This window comes from Microbacterium phosphatis (assembly GCF_049177115.1).
Lineage (GTDB): Bacteria > Actinomycetota > Actinomycetes > Actinomycetales > Microbacteriaceae > Microbacterium > Microbacterium phosphatis.
Genome location: NZ_CP185370.1, coordinates 388,826 through 403,421 on the forward strand (window position 1 = coordinate 388,826; position 14,596 = coordinate 403,421).

At 71.1% G+C, this 14,596-nt stretch carries 14 protein-coding genes; 9 read left to right on the forward strand and 5 right to left on the reverse strand.

Annotation, left to right across the window (positions count from 1 at the left end; all coding sequences use genetic code 11):
* Positions 1 to 22: 22 nt before the first annotated feature.
* The 6 genes from ACOKGD_RS01820 (at position 23) to ACOKGD_RS01845 (ending at position 5,488) form a co-directional block, all read left to right on the forward strand.
* The gene (locus ACOKGD_RS01820; RefSeq protein WP_342336403.1) at positions 23 to 1,060 is read left to right on the forward strand and encodes a carbohydrate ABC transporter permease; all 1,038 of its coding nucleotides are present in this window, start codon (positions 23 to 25) and stop codon (positions 1,058 to 1,060) included.
* Positions 1,057 to 1,965: a carbohydrate ABC transporter permease gene (locus ACOKGD_RS01825; protein WP_421355075.1), complete on the forward strand. Its 909-nt coding sequence runs from the start codon at positions 1,057 to 1,059 to the stop codon at positions 1,963 to 1,965. Before ACOKGD_RS01820 ends, ACOKGD_RS01825 begins: the two co-directional genes overlap by 4 nt.
* A 63-nt stretch (positions 1,966 to 2,028) precedes the next feature.
* Complete coding sequence (locus ACOKGD_RS01830; RefSeq protein WP_342336404.1) at positions 2,029 to 3,462, forward strand: GH1 family beta-glucosidase; 1,434 nt, start codon at positions 2,029 to 2,031, stop codon at positions 3,460 to 3,462.
* Positions 3,463 to 3,501: 39 nt separating this feature from the next.
* Positions 3,502 to 4,536 (forward strand): LacI family DNA-binding transcriptional regulator, encoded by a 1,035-nt coding sequence (locus ACOKGD_RS01835; RefSeq protein ID WP_342336406.1) that lies wholly within the window; start codon positions 3,502 to 3,504, stop codon positions 4,534 to 4,536.
* A 67-nt stretch (positions 4,537 to 4,603) separates the two neighbouring features.
* Complete coding sequence (locus tag ACOKGD_RS01840) at positions 4,604 to 4,984, forward strand: PLD nuclease N-terminal domain-containing protein (RefSeq protein WP_342336408.1); 381 nt, start codon at positions 4,604 to 4,606, stop codon at positions 4,982 to 4,984.
* A gap of 63 nt (positions 4,985 to 5,047) precedes the next feature.
* Positions 5,048 to 5,488 carry a GNAT family N-acetyltransferase gene (locus ACOKGD_RS01845; protein WP_342336410.1) on the forward strand — a complete coding sequence of 147 codons (441 nt, stop codon included), beginning with the start codon at positions 5,048 to 5,050 and terminating at the stop codon, positions 5,486 to 5,488.
* A gap of 26 nt (positions 5,489 to 5,514) precedes the next feature.
* Here the strand turns inward: ACOKGD_RS01845 and ACOKGD_RS01850 are convergent, their stop codons facing one another.
* From ACOKGD_RS01850 to ACOKGD_RS01865, 4 genes are all read right to left on the reverse strand, one after another.
* Complete coding sequence (locus ACOKGD_RS01850; RefSeq protein WP_342336411.1) at positions 5,515 to 5,985, reverse strand: hemerythrin domain-containing protein; 471 nt, start codon at positions 5,983 to 5,985, stop codon at positions 5,515 to 5,517.
* A 96-nt stretch (positions 5,986 to 6,081) separates the two neighbouring features.
* The gene (locus ACOKGD_RS01855; RefSeq protein WP_342336412.1) at positions 6,082 to 6,438 is read right to left on the reverse strand and encodes an iron chaperone; all 357 of its coding nucleotides are present in this window, start codon (positions 6,436 to 6,438) and stop codon (positions 6,082 to 6,084) included.
* An 80-nt stretch (positions 6,439 to 6,518) separates the two neighbouring features.
* Positions 6,519 to 7,841, reverse strand: coding sequence for a uracil-xanthine permease family protein (locus ACOKGD_RS01860; RefSeq protein ID WP_342336413.1), 1,323 nt, complete (start codon positions 7,839 to 7,841; stop codon positions 6,519 to 6,521).
* A 156-nt stretch (positions 7,842 to 7,997) separates the two neighbouring features.
* A complete protein-coding gene (locus ACOKGD_RS01865; protein WP_342336414.1) occupies positions 7,998 to 9,035 on the reverse strand; it encodes a hypothetical protein in 1,038 nt (345 codons plus the stop codon).
* A 223-nt stretch (positions 9,036 to 9,258) separates the two neighbouring features.
* On the opposite strand from ACOKGD_RS01865, the gene ACOKGD_RS01870 reads away from it, so the two are divergent.
* A complete protein-coding gene (locus tag ACOKGD_RS01870; RefSeq protein WP_342336415.1) occupies positions 9,259 to 11,232 on the forward strand; it encodes a BCCT family transporter in 1,974 nt (657 codons plus the stop codon).
* A 71-nt stretch (positions 11,233 to 11,303) separates the two neighbouring features.
* On the opposite strand, the gene ACOKGD_RS01875 is transcribed toward ACOKGD_RS01870, so the two are convergent.
* Entirely contained in the window at positions 11,304 to 12,179 is an 876-nt protein-coding gene (locus ACOKGD_RS01875; protein WP_342336417.1) for a phosphoribosylaminoimidazolesuccinocarboxamide synthase, read from the reverse strand.
* A gap of 148 nt (positions 12,180 to 12,327) precedes the next feature.
* Between ACOKGD_RS01875 and ACOKGD_RS01880 the strand changes: the two genes are divergently transcribed.
* Both ACOKGD_RS01880 and ACOKGD_RS01885 read left to right on the forward strand, forming a co-directional pair.
* The gene (locus tag ACOKGD_RS01880) at positions 12,328 to 13,392 is read left to right on the forward strand and encodes a DUF998 domain-containing protein (protein ID WP_342336418.1); all 1,065 of its coding nucleotides are present in this window, start codon (positions 12,328 to 12,330) and stop codon (positions 13,390 to 13,392) included.
* The gene (locus tag ACOKGD_RS01885; protein WP_342336419.1) at positions 13,389 to 14,555 is read left to right on the forward strand and encodes an MFS transporter; all 1,167 of its coding nucleotides are present in this window, start codon (positions 13,389 to 13,391) and stop codon (positions 14,553 to 14,555) included. The genes ACOKGD_RS01880 and ACOKGD_RS01885 overlap by 4 nt, the downstream gene beginning before the upstream one ends.
* Positions 14,556 to 14,596: the final 41 nt, after the last annotated feature.

Below are 14,596 nucleotides of genomic sequence, written 5' to 3' on the forward strand. Positions count from 1 at the left end.
CCCGACTGAGGACGCACCCTCCATGACCAGCACCGTCACCGCGCCGCCGCAGGCGCCGACCGCCGCCCCAGCCGCGTCGGGCGAGAAGCCGAAGCCGACCTTCGCGCAGAAGCTCTCGAAGTTCGATCTCAAGGCGTCGCCGTACTTCTACATCGCGCCGTTCTTCCTTCTGTTCGGTCTCACCGGCCTGTTCCCGCTGATCTACACGGCGGTCGTCTCGGTGTTCGACTGGAAGCTGCTCGGCGGCCAGGGTGACTTCGTCGGTCTCGGCAACTTCATCGAGGTGCTGTCCGCGCCGTTCTTCTGGAACTCGCTGTTCAACACGATCAGCATCTTCCTGCTGTCCTCGATCCCGCAGCTCGCCATCGCGCTGGTGGTCGCCTACCTGCTCGACCAGGGGCTGCGCGCGCCCACGTTCTGGCGCATGAGCATCCTGATCCCGTTCGTCGTGACGCCCGTCGCGGTCGCGATCATCTTCTCGAGCATCTTCAACCCGGGTGACGGCCTCGCCAACAACCTCCTGGGTGTCATCGGCATCGAAAACATCGACTGGAAGCGCGACACCTTCTTCAGCCACCTCGCGATCGCCATCATGGTGAACTTCCGCTGGACCGGCTACAACGCGCTGATCCTGCTGGCCGCGATGCAGGCCGTGCCCCGCGAGCTGTACGAATCCGCCGCCATCGACGGCGCGGGCTCGCCTCGCCGGTTCTTCAGCATCACGCTGCCGACGATCCGCCCGACCCTGATCTTCGTGATCATCACCGCCACGATCGGCGGACTCCAGATCTTCGCCGAGCCGCGCCTGCTCGATCCCGCCAGCAACGGCGGCATCGGCGGCGCCGACAGGCAGTTCCAGACCACGGTCCTCTACATGTGGGAGCTCGGCTTCCAGAGCGGCGACCTCGGTCGCGCCTCGGCCGTCGCCTGGCTGCTGTTCCTGCTGATCATCGTGTTCGGCCTGATCAACTTCTTCCTCTCGAACCGCATCGCGGCCGCCGGGGATCCCAAGAAGCCCAACCGCAAGACCCGCCGCGCCATGAAGGAGGCCGCCCAGTGAGCACCCAGGTCTCCGACTCGACCCGCATCGCCGTGACGGCCGACGCCCCCGCCCCGCGACGCAGGGCCGCCCGCGGCGGCGTCGCCGGCATCGGAAGCCGCCCCGGCTTCCTCACCTACGGGCTGCTGTCCGCGTTCCTCATCGGATCGATCTACCCGATCTGGTGGTCGTTCGTGGTCGCCTCGACCTCGAACAAGACGCTCTCCGCGACGCTGCCCCTCGTCCCGGGCGGCAACTTCATCCAGAACGCGCTCAAGGTCTTCGACGCCATCCCGTTCTGGCTGGCGCTGTGGAACTCGCTCGTGATCTCGTCGATCATCACGGTCTCGGTCGTCTTCTTCGCCACCCTGGCCGGCTACGCCTTCGCGAAGCTGCGCTTCAAGGGCCGCGACGGGCTGATGGTCGGCGTGATCCTGACGATGGCGATCCCGACCCAGCTCGGCATCATCCCGCTGTACATGGTCATGGCCGAGCTCGGCTGGACCGGCACCATCGGCGCGGTCATCGTCCCGATGCTGGTCACGGCGTTCGGTGTGTTCTTCATGCGCCAGTACCTCGTCGACGTCATCCCGGACGAGCTGCTCGAGGCGGCCCGCATGGACGGCGCGAACCAGATCCGCACCTTCCTCACCGTCGGCCTTCCCGCCGCGCGCCCCGCCATGGCGATCCTGGGTCTGTTCACCTTCATGACCGCCTGGACCGACTTCCTGTGGCCGATGATCGTGCTCGATGCGAGCAACCCGACGCTGCAGACGGCGCTCAGCCAGTTGCAGTCCGGCTACTACATCGACTACTCGATCGTGCTCGCCGGTGCCGTCCTCGCGACCATCCCGCTCCTGATCCTCTTCGTCGTCGCAGGCAAGCAGCTGGTGTCCGGCATCATGGCCGGCGCCGTCAAGGGCTGACCGGAAGCGCTTCCCGCTCTAGACTCCTGCGCGCACGGCTGCGCGCTATCCCTAAGGACCTCCATGCCTCGTACCTTCCCCTCCGACTTCCTCTTCGGCGCGGCCACCGCCGCGTACCAGATCGAGGGCGCCGCCTTCGAGGACGGCCGCACGGCCTCCATCTGGGACCACTTCAGCCGCCTGCCCGGCGCCGTCATCAACGCCGACAACGGCGATGTCGCGACGGATCACTACCACCGCTACGCGGAGGACGTGCAGGTCATGAAGCAGCTGGGCCTGCAGACCTACCGCTTCTCGACCTCGTGGTCGCGCGTGCGCCCCGACGGCGGCCCGGTGAACCAGAAGGGCATCGACTTCTACAGCCGTCTCGTGGACGAGCTGCTCGGGGCCGGCATCCTGCCCTGGCTGACGCTGCACCACTGGGACATGCCGCAGGCACTGGAGGAGAAGGGCGGCTGGACGTCACGCGACACGGTCGACCGCTTCGTCGAGTACGCGCTGTCGGTGCACGACGCCCTCGGCGACCGCGTGACCAAGTGGACGACGCACAACGAGCCGTGGTGCTCGTCGTTCCTCTCCTACACCGGCGGCGAGCACGCCCCGGGCCGCCAGAGCATCCTCGACGGCATGCTCGCCTCGCACCACCTGCTGCTCTCGCACGGCCGCACGGTGCAGGAGCTGCGCGCGCGCGACGAGAGCCTCGACTTCGGCATCACGCTGAACCTCACCAACGGCGAGCCCGTCGACCCCGAGGACCCGGCCGACGTGAACGCGGCCCGCAAGGTCGACGGCCAGTTCAACCGCTGGTTCCTCGAGCCGATCTTCCACGGGCAGTACCCGGCCGACGTCATCGAGGACATCCGCGGTGTCGACAGCGCGGCCGTCGACGGCTTCCTCGCGGCGGTGCAGCCGGGCGACCTCGACGTCGTCTCGACGCAGCTCGACTTCCTCGGCGTGAACTACTACCACGGCGAGTTCGTCACCGGATCGGTGCCCGAGAACCCGGCGCCCAAGGGCGAGGCGCCCTCCTCGCGCCCGAAGCGCTCGCCGTTCCCCGCCATGGAGGGTGTGCACTGGGCCGAGCGCGGCTACAAGCGCACCAACATGAACTGGGAGGTCGACTTCCCGGGCCTCACCCACCTGCTGAACCGCGTGTGGGACGACTACGCGCAGTCCGCGGGGGTGCCGCTGTACGTCACCGAGAACGGCGCGTCCTACACCGACGAGCTGGTCGACGGCGCGGTGCACGACAGCGAGCGCGTCGAGTTCGTGCGCGGTCACGTCGCCGCGGTGCACGACGCGATCGAGGCCGGCACCGACGTGCGCGGGTACTTCTACTGGTCGCTGCTCGACAATTACGAGTGGGCGTGGGGCTACGCCAAGCGCTTCGGCATCGTGCGCGTCGACTACGACACGCAGGTCCGTACCATCAAGGACAGCGGCAAGGAGTACGCGCGCATCATCGCGGCGCGTTCGGCCGACGCCCCCGCGGTCTGACCGCACCACGCCGTACGTCCGTCGAAGCAGGAAGAGCCCATGACACTGCCCAGCACGCAGATGCCTCTCCGGGGGGCGGGCGCGGCGACGATCGAGGAGGTCGCGGCTCGCGCCGGCGTCTCCCGCTCGACCGTGTCGCGTGTGCTGGGCGGCGGCGACCGGGTGAGCGCGGCAGCGCTGGAGTCGGTCAAGCAGGCCATCGCCGAGCTCGACTACGTGCCCAACCGCGCGGCCCGCTCGCTCGCCTCGCGTCAGACGCTGGCCATCGCGCTCGTGGTACCCGAGGACACCACCCGGTTCTTCGGGGATCCCTTCTTCGCGTCCATCGTGAGCGGCGTCAACGCGCGCCTGGCGTCGTCGGAGTACATCCTCAACCTGTTCATCGCATCGGGTGACCCCGGCGACAAGACGACCACGTACCTCACGGGCGGCAACGTCGACGGCGCCCTGATCGTCTCGCACCACGCCTCGAACACCTTCCTCGACCGGATCCATCGCACGATGCCGGTGGTCTTCGGTGGCCGCCCGATGCCGGCCGCGCAGGACGGCTACTACTTCGTCGACGTCGACAACGTCGAGGGCGGTCGGATCGCGACCAGCCACCTCGTCGAGACGGGACGCCGGCGGATCGCCACCATCACCGGGCCGCTGGACATGACGGTGAGCGACGATCGCCTCCAGGGCTTCCGTCAGGTGCTCGCCGAGGCCCGGCTCGAGCCCCGGATCGTCGAGAACGGCGACTTCACCATCGACGGGGGAGCCGCGGCGATGGAGCGGATCCTCGAGACGGCGCCCGACACGGACGCCGTGTTCGTCGCCTCGGACCTCATGGCCCGCGGTGCGCTGCGCGTGCTGCAGGCCCGCGGCGTGCGCGTCCCGGAGGACATCGCGGTCGTCGGCTTCGACGATTCACCCGCGGCCACCGACATGCCGCCGCACCTGACCACGGTGCGCCAGCCGTCCCGCGAGCAGGGCGAGAGCATGACCGAGGTGCTCCTCGCGCGCCTCGCCGGTGAGGATCCGCCGCAGGCGACGATCCTGCACGCCGAGCTGGTCATCCGCGACACCGCCTGAGCCGGCGGCGCGACGCGCTGGCGACCGACCCTCGACGCCGGCTCGCCCCGCCCGCTAGTTTGACGGCATGCCGTACGTCTTCTCGCTGCTGGTGATCGCGTTCTCGGTCGTCACGCTGATCGACATCATCACCCGCCGTGACGACCAGGTGAACCACCTGCCGAAGATCGCATGGATGATCCTCGCGATCCTAATCCCCATCGTCGGCGGGCTGGTCTGGTGGGCCGTCGGCCGCGACTACCCGGCGCGCGAGGAGCGACAGGGCGGATGGCGGGGCGCCGCCGCCGCAACCGGAGGCATCCGGATCGTCGACGACCGCGCGCCGCGCGACACCCGCTCGGCGGATCTGCGGACGACCGAGCAGCAGCTCGCCGATCTCGAGCGCGAGATCGAGGCCGATCGCCTGCGCGCCGAGCTCGCGCGCCGCCGGGCCGAGCGCGGCGAGTGACGAGGGCCGCCGGCCCGCGATTGGCCCGCGCGCGACGCCGCGAACGTGCGCGATGATCGAGGCGTGAGCGAGTACGAGTTCTCCGCCGATCCCGCCCGCCTCGACCCCGACTGGATCCACGCCACGCTGCAGCGGCACTCCTACTGGGCGCAGGACCGCACGCGCGAGACGCAGGAGGCGGCCAACCGCGGATCGCGCTGCTTCGGCGTGTACGCCGCGGACACCGGGCGGCAGGTCGCCTTCGCGCGGCTGGTGACCGACGGGGCCACCTTCGGCTGGCTCGCCGACGTGATCGTCGACCCGGAGCACCGCGGTCACGGGCTCGGGAAGCTGATCGTGGACGGTGTGGTCCGGGAGGCCGACCGCCTGGGCCTCAAGCGCACGGTGCTGATGACGAACGACGCCCACACGCTCTACGCGCGCCACGACTGGGAGCCGGTCGCCCCGGCCGAGAACTGGCTCGTCCGGTGGCGCGCGGACGCGCGCCACCCTCAGCCCCGCTGATCCGGATCCGCGCCCGGACCGGCAGCTCAGAGTGGGCCGAGCACCACGGCGGGATCGGCGTCGAGCGCGAGCGTCTCGAGGATGGTCAGCAGCTGGCGCTCCTCGTAGCCGAAGTGCGACTCCATGATCGCGGCGATGCCCTCGATGTGGCCCGCCAGCTCGTCCGGCGCACCCGCTCGGTCGACGGCCGCCTGCAGGTCGCCGAGCAGGTGCCCGATCATCGAGTGATCCTGCTCGAGCGTGCGGATCACCGGCGCGAGGTGCGGGTGGGCCGCCACGATCGCGGGGAACAGCGTCCGGTCCTCGCCGACGTGGTGCGCGGTGAGGGCCGCGCAGAAGCCATGGCAGTAGAGCAGCAGCTCGCGGGTCGCCTCACCCGCGGGATCGCCGGCGGCGAGGGCCTCGCGGGTGACGCGCAGCGCCTGGCGCAGGCGCGTGTGCACGGCGCGAAGCTCGTCGGCCCAGGCGATGAGCCGGTCGTCCTCACCCGCAGTCACGGGCCCAGCGTAGGGCGTCGGCGGGGTGGCGCGCTCCTGCCGGTCGCGAACCGCCGGGCCGTGGGGCGGCCGCGCGGCGTGTTCTGACCGGGAGCGTCAGGCCCGCTTCGCGTCGATCTCGGCCCGACGCAGCTCGATGAGGCGGTCGAGCACCGCGGGCGGGATCGGCTGATCGAGCGAGAAGCGGATCGTGCCCTTCGAGAGCGAGAAGCCGGCCAGATCCGGGGCGACCTGCTCGACCACCGCCGAGCTGAACGGGAAGACCGACAGGTGCGTCTTCGCCTGCACCGTCGCGAGGATGCCCTTCCCGCGATAGAGCAGGGCGGGCATCCCGTAGCTCATCCCCTCGGTGATGCCGTCCGGCACGAGCTCGCGCAGCCGGGCATGGATCGAGGCGAAGACGGATCGCACGGGCTCGTCGAGCGCGGCAAGGGAGTCGGTGACGGGGCCCATGCGGCCATCCTGGCGTGTGCCGGCGGCACGCGAAAGGGCGCCCGGCGCGAGGCCGGGCGCCCTTTCGGGGGAGAGGCGAATCAGTCCTGCGGGTCGCCGCCGAGCTGGCCGACCGCGGGGATCGGGCCGCCGTCGTCGGCGCCGGTCTTGCGGGCGCGCGCGATGAGGTTGCCTACGTGGTAGATCACGAGGGCCGCGACCGTGCCGAGCACGATGCCGCCGAACTCGAAGGCCTCGATCTTCATCGTGAAGCCGGCGATGCCGATCACCAGCGCCACGGCGGCCGTGTACTGGTTGACCGGGCGCGAGAAGTCGACGCGGTTGTCGACCCAGATCTTGATGCCGATGATGCCGATGAGGCCGTACAGCGCGGTGGTGACGCCGCCCAGCACGCCGGTCGGGATCGAGTTGAAGACCGCGCCGACCTTCGGCGAGAAGGCCAGCAGGATCGCCACAAGGCCCGCGACCCAGTAGACGGCGGTCGAGTACACGCGCGTGGCCGCCATGACGCCGATGTTCTCGCCGTACGTGGTGGTGCCCGAGCCTCCGCCGAGGCCGGCGAGGGTGGTGGCGGCGCCGTCGGCGATGAGCGCCCGGCCCGTGTGCTGGTTGACCGACGCGTTGGTCATGGTCGCGACGCCGCGCACGTGGCCGACGTTCTCGGCGATCAGCACCAGCACCACCGGCAGGAACATCGCGATGGCCGACCACGTGCCGGCCGAGGCGAAGTCCGGGAAGTGGAAGGTCGGAAGGCCGACCCAGTCGGCCTTCTCGACGGCCGAGAAGTCGAGCTCGCCGACGATGGCGGCGAAGATGTACCCCACGATCACGCCGAGGAAGATCGAGATGCGGCCGAGGAAGCCCTTGAACAGCACCGCGAACAGGATCACCACGGCGAGCGTGACGGTCGCCGTCAGGGGGGCGGCGTTGAAGCTGCCCCAGGCGACCGGGGCGAGGTTGAAGCCGATCAGCGCGACGATCGCGCCGGCGACCACCGGCGGCATAAAGCGGTCGACCCACGTCAGGCCGACGAAGTGCACCACGAGACCGACGATCGTGAGGAGCACGCCGACCGCCACGATCCCCGCGAGCGCCGAGCCCATGCCCGCCGACGCGGTGGCCGCGGTGACTGGGGCGATGAACGCGAAGGACGAGCCCAGGTAGCTGGGGAGGCGGTTCTTCGTGATCAGCAGGAAGAGCAGCGTGCCGATGCCGCTGAACAGCAGCGTCGTCGACACGGGGAAGCCGGTGATGGTGGGAACCAGGAACGTGGCGCCGAACATGGCGACGACGTGCTGCACGCCCATCGCGATCGTGGCGGGCCAGTTCAGGCGCTCGGACGGCGTGACGACGGCACCGGGTTCGACGGTGCGGCCGTTGCCGTGGAGGGTCCACAGGGCCATGGGTCTCCTTCGGGTGGAGGGCGGGAGGGAAATCGATCAACAATACGTCAGATCAGGCCCCGGAACAGGGATCGTTCCCTCGGCACCCCGCAGACGACCGAGGGGAGCCGATCCGGTTCTGGATCGACTCCCCTCGGGGACAGCTGCGGATGCGTCTCAGCGCGGCGGCTCGGGCGGCTGCTGCACGGGCGGAACCGGCGGGACCGGCGGGGCGGGAGGCACCTGCGGGCGCGGCTGCGGCACGGGAGGCTGCTGCGGCGCGGGCTGACCGGGGTACCCGGGCGCGGTCGGCTGCGCGTACCCCGGGGGCGGGCCGGGCTGCGGCGGGTACCCCGGCTGCGCCTGGCCCGGCTGCGGGGGATAGCCCGGCTGGGCCGGGCCCGGGTAGGGCTGCTGCGGGGGATAGTACGCCTGCGGCTGCGGCGCGTACCCCGGGGCGGGCGGGTAGGGCTGCTGCGCGGGCGGCGCGTACATCGGGGCCGGGCGCGGGGCCTTCGCCGGCTTGGGGCTGAAGGCGTAGACCACCACGGGCACAACCGCGCTGACCGCGGCGACGAGCAGGGTGGCGCCGGCCACCCGCCACCACACGTCGCTGTAGCCGCCGTAGATGCCGAGGGGCTCGAGGTTCGGGAACGACAGCGGGATCGCCCAGACGAGGGCGGTGATCCACAGGAACGCCAGCGTCACCCACGCCGAGGCGCGTGTCACGGGGCTGCGGCCGTTCGTGATGAACCGGTGCACGTAGACCTGCGTGATGAGCAGGACCAGGCGTGCGAGCAGCACGAGGCCGATCCATCGGGCGATCTGACCCGCCCAGACATCGGCATCGACGGTGTCGCCGGGCTGCAGCGGTCCGTTCCAGATCTTCAGCAGACCGACGACGAGCAGCAGGACGTTGATGATCGTCGAGGCCGCGAGGTACCACTTGTTGGGGCCGTCTCCCACCGCGCCATCGAGCAGCACCATGCCGGCGAAGCCCGCGACGAGCAGCAGCGTGAGCCATGCCCGCCCGGCGACGCCCGACTGGTCGCCCACGATGATGAAGATGCCGCCGAGCACGGCAGCGGCGACGAGCACGCCGAGCGTGAGCCACAGCGTCGCCCTGCGCAGCAGGGACTGGCGTGCGCTGACCCCGGGAGCGGGGTCGTGCGCCGGCGGGTGCGCGGCGCCGGTGACGGGCGGTTGATAGGACATGAGTGCCTCCCCCAGGCGAGTGGTGACGCCAGGCTATCGGCCCTTCCGTTCGTACGGATACTCCTGTGGATCGGGCCATTCGGTCGCGCCGCCTCGCGGTCCGGGAGGTCACAGCGTGGCCACATTCCCACCGTCCACTCGGGCCGCGGAAGGGGCGCGACGTACGGTGGAGGGATCCGGATCCCATACGCAACGCACCTTTTCATCGATAAGTGAGACGAAGATGACCGATCAGTCGCGCCCCGAACGCGGGGCACCACCAGCCCGAAAGCCCGTCGCCGCCATCGTGAAGGAGGTGACGCATCCCGCGCTGATCCCCGGCATCGGCGTCGAGGACACCAGCCGCACGTTCTCGACGAACTGGCCCGTGTTCGGCATCGCCGGGGTCCTCGTGCTGGGGGTGGCCATCTGGGGCTTCGTCGCCCCGCAGAGCATCAGCGACGTCGGCTCGGCGTCGCTCGGGTGGGTGACCGAGTACTTCGGCTGGCTGTTCTCCGCGCTCGCGCTCGCCGTGGTGATCTTCATGCTGATCCTGGGCTACGGGCGCACCGGAGGCGTGCGCCTCGGGGCCGACGACGAGGCCCCCGAGTTCACCACGGTGTCGTGGATCGCGATGCTCTTCTCGGCGGGCATGGGAATCGGCCTGCTGTTCTGGGGCCCCGCCGAACCGCTGCACTACTTCCTCAACGTCCCGCCGGGATTCGACGCGGAGCCCGGGTCGCGAGACGCGATGCACTCGGCGCTCGCGCAGTCGATCCTGCACTGGGGCCCGCTCGCCTGGCCGTTCTACGCGCTGGTCGGCGGCGCGATCGCCTACGCCGCCTACCGCCGCGGTCGCGCCCCGCTGATCTCGGCGATCTTCGCCCCGATCTTCAAAGAGCGCACCGAGGGATGGCTCGGCGCGATCATCGACGTCTTCGCCATCATCGTGACCCTGTTCGGTACGGGCGTGACGCTCGGCATGGGCGCGCTGCAGATCACGAGCGGGTTCGAGTTCGTCACGGGCGCCGGCCCGCTGGGCAACGGCGCGCTCATCATCGTTGTCACGGTGCTCACGGCCGCGTTCGTGGCGTCCGCCGTCTCCGGCATCAAGCGCGGGATCCGGCTGCTGTCGAACATCAACATGGTGCTCGCCTTCATCATCGGCATCGCGATCTTCGTGCTCGGGCCGACGCTGTTCCTGCTGAACCTCATCCCGGCGTCGGTGTCCGCGTTCTTCTCGGAACTGTGGACGATGCTCATGCGCAACCCCGCGCAGGGCGAGGACGCCGCCGCGTTCATGTCGACGTGGACCAACTACTACTGGGCGTGGTGGATCTCGTGGACGCCGTTCGTCGGCATGTTCATCGCGAAGATCTCGCGGGGGCGCACGCTTCGCGAGTTCGTGACGGTCGTGACGGTGATCCCGTCCGTGGTGTGCCTGGTGTGGTTCGGCATCACCGGAGGCACAACGATGCTGTTCGCGGAGCGCGGGCTCGGCATCGCCGAGGCCTACGAGACGAGCGGCGCGCAGGGCGTGCTGTTCGCGGTGCTCGAGCACCTGCCCTTCGGGGCGGTCCTCGCGGTGCTGGCGATGGTGTCGATCGTGCTCTTCTTCGTGACGTCGGCCGACTCGGCCGCGATCGTTATGGCCTCGATGAGCCAGCGCGGAAAGCCCGAGCCGTCGACCTGGGTCACGATCACCTGGGGGGTGCTGCTGGGCGCCGCGTCGCTCGCGCTGCTGCTCGCCGGCGGTGAGACCGCGCTGTCCGGCCTGCAGTCGATCATGGTGGTCACGGCGCTGCCGTTCGCGATCGTGATGATCGGGGTCATGGTGGCGTGGGCGCGCGAGCTGTCGACCGATCCGTACATGATGCGCCGCCAGTTCGCCCGGGCGGCGATCGCCCAGGGCGTGCGGCGGGGAATCGAGGAGCACGGCGACGACTTCGTCTTCGGCGCGACGGAGGTCGCCGCGGATCAGGGAGCCGGCGCGGGCATCGAGACCGCGGATCCCGCCCTGGTCGAGTGGTACACCACGGCGACCGAGCAGATCGAGGTCGTCACGTCCACGGACGTCACCCGCACGCTCGAGCCGGGACGCATCCAGGCGAAGGGGCCGGACCACCCCGAGCACTCGGCGTCGGGCGAGGCGTCGCTCGTGGTCGGCGAGGATCGCCGGCAGGAGCGCCAGCGGCGGGAGCACCGCCCGCGCGAGTGATGCTCTGATCCACCGCCCGACGTGAATGGCCGCTGCCGAGGGGCAGCGGCCATTCACTTGCGACGCGCGGATCAGGCGGTGAGCAGGCCGATCAGCTCGCGGTAGCGCGCGACCGTCTGCTCGACGATCTCGGCAGGCAGCTCGGGCGGCGTGCCCTGCTTGTCCCAGTTCGCGGCCAGCCAGTTGCGCACGATCTGCTTGTCGAAGCTGGCCATGCGCTCGGCCGGGGTGGTGCCGGTGCGCCACGCCTCGGCGTCCCAGTAGCGCGAGGAGTCGCTCGTGAGCACCTCGTCGGCCAGGCGCAGCACGCCGTCCTCGTCGGTGCCGAACTCGAACTTCGTATCGGCCAGGATCAGACCGTGCGCCTCTGCGGTGGCCGCCGCGCGGCGGTAGACCGCCAGCGACGCGTCGCGCAGCTCGGCGGCGCGCTCGTCGCCCACGAACTCGGCCGACTTCTCGAACGAGATGTTCTCGTCGTGCTCGCCCATCGGCGCCTTGTACGCGGGGGTGTAGATCGGCTCGGGCAGGCGATCGCCGTCCTGAAGACCCTCGGGCAGGGCGATCCCGCACACGGTGCCGCTCTCCTGGTACTCGAGCCAGCCCGATCCGGTCAGGTAGCCGCGCACGACGCATTCGATCGGGAGCATGTCGAGAGTCCGGACGATCATGGATCGCCCGGCGACCTCGTCCGGCACCGGCTCTCCGGTCAGGTGGTTCGGCACGGGGGCGCCGCCGTCGGCACCGGCCAGCTGATCGAACCACCACTGGCTGAGCGTCGTGAGCAGCTCGCCCTTGGCGGGGATGCCCGGCTCGAGCACGTGATCGAAGGCGCTCACCCTGTCGCTGGCGACCACGAGCATCCGGCCCTCGGATCCGTCGGCGGGCGCGTACAGGTCGCGCACCTTGCCGGAGTACGTGTGCTTCCAACCGGGGATCTCGAGCGTCATGCCGTCATTCTTCCAGGTCGCGCCCCTCGGTCTCGCCCGGGATCCTGCCCGTATGCGACGATCCCGCGGGTGCGCAGGCGAGACGCCCACCACCGGCTGATCGGGCGCACCCCCGCCGCGTGTCGGACGCGCGTGGTTCGATGAGATGGTGACGCGCCAGGATCGGATCGAACGGGACACGCACGCCACGTGGGCCGCGTGGATCGGGTTCGCCATTGGCGCCGTTCTCGGCGCGCTGCTGCTCTGGGGCCCCGCCCGGCCGCTCGCCGGGGAGGGCTCGATCGGGCTGCCCGCGGCGGGAGTGACCGCCCTCGGCGCGGCGGCGGGTTTCGCGGCGGGCACGCTGCTGCATCGTCGCGAGGAGACGGCGAGGATGCCTCCCTGGCAGCGGGTGGTCTCGCATGTCTCGGACGCCGCCGTCGCGCTCGCCCTGGCCGGGGTGAGCGCGCTGGCCGTGCTGTGTCTCGGCGAGGTGCTCGCGGTCGGCCTCGACGGCCTGGAGGTCGCGCCGCTCGGGGGCGGACTCCTGATCGGCGCCGCCACCGCCGCGGCTAGCGCGGCCGGCTTCGGGCTGGGTGCGCGGCTGCGCACCGACGACCTGGTCGGGCTGCTGTTCGCGTTCCTCGTGGCCGGCACCCTCTTCTCGATGCTCACGGCGGCCGATCCGCGCTGGTGGGAGCGCAACTTCTCGCAGCTCGGCGCGGGCGGCAGCGCCTGGGCCTTCAACGGCACGCTTGTGCTCGGCGGCCTCCTGCTCGCCGTGGTGGGCTCCTACGTCGGGCGTGACCTGCATCGTGTCCTCGGCGACGACGCGCTGCGCCGGATCGCGGGGGTGGTCGCGCTGTTCGCGGCCACGGGCCTCGCTCTCGCGCTGATCGGCGTCTTCCCCCTGTACCGCGCGCCCGTGCCGCACCTCATCGCCGCGGTCTGCACCCTGATCCTCATGGCCGCGTCGGCGGTCGCGGTCGTCATCGTGATGCCCGGGCCCCCGCCCGCGCTGGTGGTCACGACGGCCGGGGTGGGCGCGGGGCTCGTACTCGCCGTGCTGCTCTGGCAGCCGCTGCACCTGTACTCGGCCACCGGTCTCGAGGCGGTGGCGGTGGGGCTGGCGTTCGTGTGGCTCACCTCCCTGATGCGCGCCCTGGCGGCCATCACCCCTGACGAGACGCGGCCCTCCGCCCGTCCCGCCCTGCGCACGGCCGTGGCGCGATGAACGAGCCCGCCCCCGGGCGGTGGCGGCTGGCCGCGGCCGGCGCTCAGCTGCTCGGGGTGGCGGTGATGGCCGCCATCTACGCCCCGCAGCCGCTGCTCGCGGCCATCGCCCGCGAGTTCGGGCGCACGGCGTTCGAGGCGAACCTCGTTGTGTCGATGACGACCCTCGGCATCGCGGCCGGTGTGTTCCCGGCGGCGTGGCTGGCCGAGCGGATCGGCCGGGGCCGGGTCATCATCGTCTCGCTCGTCGCCGGGGCGGCGCTCACCGCCGTCACCTCCACCGCCGCGGTGTGGCCGGTGCTCGTCGCCTCGCGCCTGCTGGCGGGGCTGGTGCTCAGCGGGGTGCTGGTGTCGGCGCTCGTGTGGTCGTCCGAGGCAGCGCCGACCCTGCGACGCAAGCGGGTCGCGGCGATGTACGTCGCCGGCACAACGGCGGGCGGCATGGCGGGCCGCATCGTCGCGGGCATCATCGCCGAGTGGTGGGGCTGGCGCGCGGGCGTCGCGGCAGTCGACCTGATCGTCCTGCTCGCCGGTGCGGGCGGGGTCCTGGCCGTCGCCGTCACGCTCCGCCGCAAGGCCCTGGCGCCCCCGACCACGTCGATCGAGATGCGGCGCGTGCACCCCTGGACCGTGCGCGCGCGCCTGTTCGCCATCGCCTTCGCCGGCATGGCGGCGTTTATGGGCGTCTTCAACGCCGTGGCGTTCCGCGTGCACGAGCCGCCGTTCTCGCTGGGCCTCGGCGTGACGTCGCTGCTCTTTCTCACCTACGCGGCCGGCACGGTCACGTCCATGCGCGCGGGGATCCTGCTCGACCGGTTCGGGGCGCGCGCAACGATCCTGCTGGGCGCCGCGCTGATGGCGGCGGGCCTGGCGACGCTGATGCTGGATCACCTCGTCGCGGTGATCGGGGGACTGCTGGTGCTCGCGGCGGGGTTCTTCCTGCTGCACGCGGGCGCCAGCGCGACGGTGCCCTCCGTCTCGCCCCGACCGTCGGTGGGGCAGGCCTGGTACACGCTCTTCTACTACGCCGGATCATCGGCGGGCGCGCTGCTGCTCGGCTACGCCTGGGACGTCGCGCGCTGGCCCGCGGTCACCGGCGGCGCCGTCGTGCTGGTGCTCGCCGTCGCGGCGCTCGCCGCGGGCCTGCCGCGTCGGCGGCGCTGACCCCGTCGTCCGAGAGCCCCCTCCGAGCGGAGGCCCTCGAC

Excerpts from the sequence above, each read along its gene's own strand:
- ACOKGD_RS01820 (WP_342336403.1), top strand. The coding sequence starts at position 23 with ATGACCAGCACCGTCACCGCGCCGCCGCAGGCGCCGACCGCCGCCCCA.
- ACOKGD_RS01830 (WP_342336404.1), top strand. The coding sequence starts at position 2,029 with ATGCCTCGTACCTTCCCCTCCGACTTCCTCTTCGGCGCGGCCACCGCC.
- ACOKGD_RS01835 (WP_342336406.1), top strand. The coding sequence starts at position 3,502 with ATGACACTGCCCAGCACGCAGATGCCTCTCCGGGGGGCGGGCGCGGCG.
- ACOKGD_RS01840 (WP_342336408.1), top strand. The coding sequence starts at position 4,604 with ATGCCGTACGTCTTCTCGCTGCTGGTGATCGCGTTCTCGGTCGTCACG.
- ACOKGD_RS01855 (WP_342336412.1), bottom strand. The coding sequence starts at position 6,438 with ATGGGCCCCGTCACCGACTCCCTTGCCGCGCTCGACGAGCCCGTGCGA.
- ACOKGD_RS01860 (WP_342336413.1), bottom strand. The coding sequence starts at position 7,841 with ATGGCCCTGTGGACCCTCCACGGCAACGGCCGCACCGTCGAACCCGGT.
- ACOKGD_RS01865 (WP_342336414.1), bottom strand. The coding sequence starts at position 9,035 with ATGTCCTATCAACCGCCCGTCACCGGCGCCGCGCACCCGCCGGCGCAC.
- ACOKGD_RS01870 (WP_342336415.1), top strand. The coding sequence starts at position 9,259 with ATGACCGATCAGTCGCGCCCCGAACGCGGGGCACCACCAGCCCGAAAG.
- ACOKGD_RS01875 (WP_342336417.1), bottom strand. The coding sequence starts at position 12,179 with ATGACGCTCGAGATCCCCGGTTGGAAGCACACGTACTCCGGCAAGGTG.
- ACOKGD_RS01885 (WP_342336419.1), top strand. The coding sequence starts at position 13,389 with ATGAACGAGCCCGCCCCCGGGCGGTGGCGGCTGGCCGCGGCCGGCGCT.